This window comes from Nitrospirota bacterium, from assembly GCA_016180645.1.
Taxonomy (GTDB): domain Bacteria; phylum JACPQY01; class JACPQY01; order JACPQY01; family JACPQY01; genus JACPAV01.
Genome location: JACPAV010000046.1, coordinates 1 through 6,648, shown reverse-complemented (window position 1 = coordinate 6,648; position 6,648 = coordinate 1). Strand labels below are relative to the sequence as shown.

Sequence of the window (6,648 nt, the reverse complement as noted above, 5' to 3'; positions counted from 1 at the left end):
CTATGATTGCCAGAGGCCATGAAATGACCTCCCATGGGACCGAAAACTGTAACCCATTTACCCCAGGGGGACCTGGGACATAAGCTCCGGGACAGAACACAATACTCCTTCAAGCCGAACTTGTGATACAGCTTCTTCTTGACTACCCGATCCCGGTCCAGGTGTGTCGGTGAGCGAACCTCAACCACCAAATCGGGCGCTCCGCGAACGTACTTCTCTTCAATAATCCTCTCCCGACCTTTTTCAAGACGCTGGATCCATCGGGAGGCCGCCGCATATTCTCATTCAAGCCGCGTTTGACTCACCGGCTCGAACACTGAAACTCGGCCACTATCGGATTCGGATCCGACCCAGGGGGACGGCTGAACTCTCCGCCAACTTACCGATCACGACCAAGCGGGTTGGGAGCGGTTTCTCGTCGTGTCTCTTGGGTCGTCTAAGCAGGGATAGCACCAGATCGTAGTCTCCGGGCGTGATGGAATCGGGTAGTTGAAGTTGGACCGTTTCCGTCTTGCGCTCGCCGGTCGCCCATGTCGAGGGGCCGATCCATTCAAGGCGAAAGGGCGACGGGCCATTGGCCTGAACTTGGCGCACATACTCAAAGCGGTGTCCCACCCCACGGGAGCCGACCATCCACTCCAATTGGAGGCCCGAACGCCCGCCCATTGACACGGCGGTCTCAATAATTCGGGAAGAGAGGAGGCACGCGGCATTATTGTATTCAGGATCGGCAAACAAGGCCGCGACGCGCGGCGATTTCGAGTCCCCTAACACCTGAGTTGAATTCATCAACTTCACATCCCCACCGAGGATCCCTCCTGGATTATGGAGTAGAGCCAAAGGCTGATAATCCTCAACCTCAGTATCGCGCCCGGGGACGATCACAAATTCCGCACCCCCCGGGCCCGCCGGCGGCCAGCCCCTGCTGTCCAAGAAGGGGGCATCCGGTCCGATCAGAACCCTTACCGCCCTATGGTTGAGAACGGCGTAGTAGTCGATCCTGTAGGGATCGATTCTCGTGTGATCAAGCCGTACATCCACTACCCCTGCTTGGGGATGTTCCCTTGGCCGCAGGCATGTCCAGAGACTTCGAAACAGTTGCTCGGCCTCTTTCGCGGGGTCAGGCGCAACGGCCGCTGGAGGTTGTGACCACCAGTACGGCTCCTGATTCAGCAGTGTGTAGAATCCACCGCCTACCCGCTCGGGGAGGACCGGCAGGCGAAACAGGACTCCCGAAAGAGAAAAAACACCCACAGCAGCCAGAACTCCGGCGACCCAGACTCCAGTCCTCTGCTTTGGTCGCGACAGGGTGCCCGCGATCACCCAGCAGACGTAGGGAAGGAAAGCCATCGCAAATCGTGCTTCCTTGTTTCGCATGACCGTGAGCACGAGCCACGACAGGCTCAGGCTCAGCAGCAAGAGCACAAGAACCGGCTTCCGCCGCTTCGCAAGAACCGCCATGCCGCCGGCAAACAGGATGACGACCGGCAGGGTGAGGTGCGATTCCACAAGAGCGCGGGCATACCACAGGAACGATGACAGTGAGAGAGGGTCCGGGTAGCCCAAATCCCCGCCGTATTCCACGGAGAAGAAGAGAGCGCGGACGATGTCGCGCCGATTCGGAAAATACCAAGGTAAGACCATCAAGGCCGCGATCCCGCCGGCCAGCATTGCATTCCCGATGAATCGGGCAGGCTGTCTTCTCAGCCCTCGGATCGAAGCGATCAGGACGGGGCCGGCCAGGAAGGCGGGCATGGACCACTTCGTCAACATGCAGGCCCCAAGGATCAATCCGGCTTGCACCACACGAGATCTGCGGGGGGTCAACAGAAGATTCGACCGCAATAGCCCCCACATCGCCACCGAAGTCATTGCACCGGTCTGGAGGTCGGTGAGGTAGTCTTTTGACAGGGCTACGACGCTGGGAAGGCAAAGGATCGCGGATCCCGCCAGCCAGCCCGCGCGAGCGCCCATGAGCCGGCGTCCGACGGCAACGGTTGATAGGAATAGAAGCGGTATCCAGAACAGAAGAGTGGAGAAGCACGCAACGTCGTATTCCCGTCCGAAAATCAGGTGAAAGAGAACCGTTGGGAGGTAGCTCAGGGGCGGGTAGAAATCGTAGTAGTAAAGGAAGTCGAATAGCGAATGCCGGCCTCCCGCATCGCGGAGGATGTCGAGCATGGCCAGGGCGTTGCGAGCGTGGCGACTCTGATCCCATGCCGCGGGTCCCGAATTGTCCAGCACGATCCAGATGCTCCCCGCGGCGATCACGAGGCCAAGCCACGCAAGAGCCAGAAAACGGATGGAGGAAGCCCTATCTTTTCTCACCGGTCAATACCCAGAAAATAGCACCTCGGCCGAGCGGAGTCCTCTCCAACCACCGGTTAAGGCCGTCGAGACGATCGGAAGGAAACAGGATCATCGGCCGACTTTCTTGGAGTGCAAAACCAAGTTCCACTATTCCCCTCTTCACCTCATGCTGCGGCAGGATGTTTGGAAGCGGAGGGACCTCCGACCCAATCCACAGGCCAAGGCGCCCAAGACGGATTCTTGTTCGATCCACCCGCTGCCAGAACCCGACCATACACGTCAGGGCCAGGAGGCCGCCGGGCCGCAGAATCCTATGGGCTTCCCGTATGAGATCCAGAGGCCGGTTCAGATAGTAGATCGCCTCGGCGCAGGCCACTGTATCGAAGGAATGGTCGCGGAAGGGAAAGGCGCACCCGTCGAAGACCACGCCGGGAACGCGGAGCGACGCGCACGTCTGCCGAACCATGCCGTGTGCCACATCGCCCGCCACGACCCTCCCTTTGCGAGCGAGGTGGGTGGTGACAGCCCCCGATCCGCAGCCGACTTCCAGGATGTCTCCCTTCGCATGAAGGCTGAGCGCCTCACCCCGCCTTCGCGCGGCATACGGGTGGATACTTCCAGCGAAATCGGGCGAGACCTCCTCGAAAAAATCACGGATTTGTTTGGTGGCGTCCATGAGGAGTGGCGGCTCGTTCTTGTCGGGAAATCTACTCCACCTTCCCGGTGCTTACAAACAGCCGGCGCATGGGCTTTCACGGTTCAAGGCGAGCCGACGCGGTGGATGCGGACTCCTTCTCCTTCGTAGGTCTTCTCCATTCCGAGGTCCGTCGCAACGCAGGTGTCGTCGCCGCCATCGCGGGTCACGACATATCGGACCTGCAAGTCTCTCAATTGCCGGAGGATGCCTTGGGGATCCCTGCCGCATCCTGCCACGAACTTGGAGTAGGTGCCTTCGAGGCCGGGCTTGCCATCATCGGTGGTCAAGGCTTCAGCCGGAATGTCCAGTCGGCCGATGCCCGGCCATTCCCACTGGAGAATCACGCCGGCCTTGCCCGTGCCTTCCTCGTAGTTGAGGCGGATCGGGTGACGCCCTTTTTCGAGGCGCACCCGACCGGACTTCCATTCCAAGGGGTGAACACCGGGGATCTCCACGATGAGTTTCTCGTCGATCCAAAGCGAGGCGCTGTCGTCGGAGGCCACGTGAAAGATCCAGTTTCCGCCGGCGGGTACTTTGAGGTAGCCCGACCACTCGATGCGGAACCCATCCGGCTCCAACCGCGGGTCCGGCGAACCGTCGCCCCAATCGAAGGAAACGTCCGGATCGATGCGCGTGAAGATCGGCGCGGGCCTCGGCGTCGGATGGTCGGTGGCCTGAACCATCTCCAGGGCGTTGTACCAGCCGCTCAATCGCTCGGGCGTTCGCGAGAGATTGCCTCCGACGATGGGTTTGCGGTGATGCATGGCATGCCACAACATCAAGTAAGGGTCGGATAGGTCCAACACGGCGTATGAATCCGTATCCTGGGCCCATTCCCGCATTGGCGCCGGGACCTGGAGACGGGTGGTCCGAATCTGCCGCGGGGCGTATTCGAGGAGCACCACAGAGAACACGCCGATGCCCAAAACGAACGCTTTCCGATTTTGGCCGGATCGGATCCGCTTCTCCCACAGCCGGGTCAAGCCGAGGCCCATGGAGACGAGGAGCCCCAGGTACATGACGTACCCGAGCCGGGAGGGAACGCCCATGAACTGAATGGGAGGCAGGAGCCGTTCCAGCATCAGGTAGGGCATTCGAACGTCGCGGTGGATCTCGCCGCCGATTTGCAGGTAGGGACCCATTGAGAGGACGGCCGCCGCAAGACCCGCCAAGCCATAGACCCGCGCTGCCCCCCCCCCGAGGACGATCCCGGCGATTGCGCCGGTCAGGACAACGTACCCTGTGTACACAGCGGTTTCCGCCTTGTTCCCCGTCCATTGCCGCGCCTTCGCCCCTGTCCATCGGGACCACGCTTGGATTTCATTCGGGATGAAGAAAGCCTCCAGATCGGCGGAGTATTCGGCCGAATCGTGGGCGCCCTCAACGGGCTCCTTGTTCCGCTCGATCATCACCGCCCGCAGGAGCGGACCCGCCAACGCGAGGAAGATGACCCCGAGCGACACGAGCCGTCCCCAAAGACGTCCGGTCGCCACCGTACGGCGATGGGCGATCAGTGCGTGGAGAGCGAGAAAGGGGATCAACACCATGACGAACAGGAGGTGGTACCAGCTTGCCAGGGTGGCCAGAGCCAGGTGGAATCCGCCCCACACGCCGTCGCGAAGCGTCCCGCGCCCTGCGAGCAGCCGGTGCGCGCGCACGAGGAAGAGCGGGATCCAGCCCATGTTGACCAGCTGTTGGTGGCCCATGGCGTGCGCCATGTGGTAGGGCGTGGCGGAGAAAAGGATCGCCATGCCATGCGCGGTGAACCGGTCCACTCCAAGCTCGCGGAGCAGCCGCACCATCCCATACCCGGTCAGAATGAACGCAAAGAGAACCGCGACGTTGTAAATCGCTACAGGAGGCAGCACCCCCCAAAACGGGAAGGCGATCGCCGCGCTTGGGAGGTCGAATGTTTGGAAGATCAGCGTCGCCCCCTGGGGATGGTACACGTGGTCCGAAAAGAAGGGATTCTTCAACGACATGATGGCATCGTGCAGCCACCACCAAGACCAGAGCGTTTGCAGGGGATCACCAGCGTTCCCTCCAAGGCGATCGAAGAGGTGAGGCGCGAGGGGCCAGGTGAGAACGAGTGCGGCCAGCAGTTGGACGAGCCCATCGACGGCTCCGGCCCTCGTCGCCGTGGAAGAACCGAGGCCTCTGCCGCCTGCCGGGCTCTCGACACTACCCGGGGCCATCACGTTCCGAAGCGACCGCATCGGGACCTTGTAGCAAGTCCGATATTCCACGTCCACCTCCGGGGACTGTTGAACCCCGTCGTTCGGTAGGCTATCTTGCGCGAATGGTCAGAGGGCGCATTCTCCAGTCCGCCAAGGCGCTGAACCTCTCTTTGAACAAGACGCTGTTGGGACGCTCAAGAATCGTGCGGATTCTCAAACGGAGGGGTCGATCGGTCCTCTTGCGGCTCCTGGCGCGCGACAGCCTCATTCTCACCCGCGTGGGCGAAGTTCCCCTGTACGTCTACGCGGACACGGCCGACTTCGACGCCTATCATTCGAAACCGTACGAGCCGTTCACCGCGCAGCTTTTCACGGAGAGCGTCCGGCGCGGCGCCCGGGTGGTTGATGTCGGCGCTCAGTTCGGTTACTTCTCGGTCCTCGCGGCCCGGAAGACGGGTGCGGAGGGAAGAGTGCTTGCCTTCGAGCCGGTCCCCACCAATCTCACGGTCCTGCGGCGCAACATCGACCTGCATGAGTGCGGTGGAATCGTAACGATTGTGCCCAAAGCCGTGGGAGAGGAGTCGGGCACGGCATCCATCCTGCTTTCCGAGGGCTCGCACTCACACGGGTTGTATCCGCACCCTGACATCCGAACGAAGGGAGAACTTAAGGTCGAATGCGTCGCCCTGGACGACGAGATCGGTTCCGAAAAGGTTGATGTCATCAAGATGGACATCGAAGGCCATGAACCGTACGCGCTCAAGGGAATGAAAAAAACATTGAGCCGGAATCGCGACTTGGTCCTCTTGTTGGAGCTTGCTCCCGTGTTGCTGCGAAGCGGCGGCACTCCACCGGACGCGTTCGTGCGGCAAATCCGCGAACTGGGCTTCTCGATTCAAGCCATCAATGACGAGTCGCGCTCTCTCGGGCCGCTCAGCTCGGACATGCTTCGCCGGTCAGACCCATCGTGGAAGGTGAATCTCTTCTGCACGCGATCCTGACGGGATACCTCAGCTCGACTTTTGCCATTCTTCGAAAGGTTTACGTTGGTCATGATGCGTAGGGGAGGGTCTTCAGACCCTCCCGACAAGAGGGAGCACCTGAAGGTGCTCCCCTACGAATCGGCATTCTGTCAGAGGCTCTAAGCTCGACTTTTGCCATTCTTTGAAAGGTTTGTGTTGGTCATGATGCGTAGGGGAGGGTCTTCAGACCCTCCCGACAAGAGGGAGCACCTGAAGGTGCTCCCCTACGAGGAGGCAAGGACAAGAGGGAGCATCTGAAAATGCTCCCCTACGAATCGGCATTCTGTCAGAGGCTCTAAACTCGACTCTTGCCATTTTTTGAAAGGTTTGTGTTGGTCATTATGCGTAGGGGAGGGTCTTCAGACCCTCCCGACAAGAGGGAGCATCTGAAGATGCTCCCCTACGAATCGCTTGAGCGGTGGCTGAAGATACCTTCCCATCC

The 6,648-nt window shown here is 60.6% G+C and carries 5 protein-coding genes; 1 reads left to right on the top strand and 4 read right to left on the bottom strand.

The annotated features are described in order from the left end of the window. From HYT87_18655 to HYT87_18640, 4 genes are all read right to left on the bottom strand, one after another. On the bottom strand, positions 1 to 257 hold a 257-nt coding region (locus tag HYT87_18655), incomplete at its 3' end, for a Uma2 family endonuclease (GenBank protein MBI2061764.1). Between the two features lie 73 nt (positions 258 to 330). Continuing rightward, positions 331 to 2,328, bottom strand: coding sequence for a hypothetical protein (locus tag HYT87_18650; protein MBI2061763.1), 1,998 nt, complete (start codon positions 2,326 to 2,328; stop codon positions 331 to 333). Continuing rightward, positions 2,315 to 2,986 (bottom strand): methyltransferase domain-containing protein, encoded by a 672-nt coding sequence (locus HYT87_18645; GenBank protein MBI2061762.1) that lies wholly within the window; start codon positions 2,984 to 2,986, stop codon positions 2,315 to 2,317. Before HYT87_18645 ends, HYT87_18650 begins: the two co-directional genes overlap by 14 nt. Before the next feature lie 83 nt (positions 2,987 to 3,069). After that, positions 3,070 to 5,223: a hypothetical protein gene (locus tag HYT87_18640; GenBank protein MBI2061761.1), complete on the bottom strand. Its 2,154-nt coding sequence runs from the start codon at positions 5,221 to 5,223 to the stop codon at positions 3,070 to 3,072. Positions 5,224 to 5,306: 83 nt separating this feature from the next. Between HYT87_18640 and HYT87_18635 the strand changes: the two genes are divergently transcribed. Beyond that, positions 5,307 to 6,185: an FkbM family methyltransferase gene (locus HYT87_18635; protein MBI2061760.1), complete on the top strand. Its 879-nt coding sequence runs from the start codon at positions 5,307 to 5,309 to the stop codon at positions 6,183 to 6,185. Positions 6,186 to 6,648: the final 463 nt, after the last annotated feature.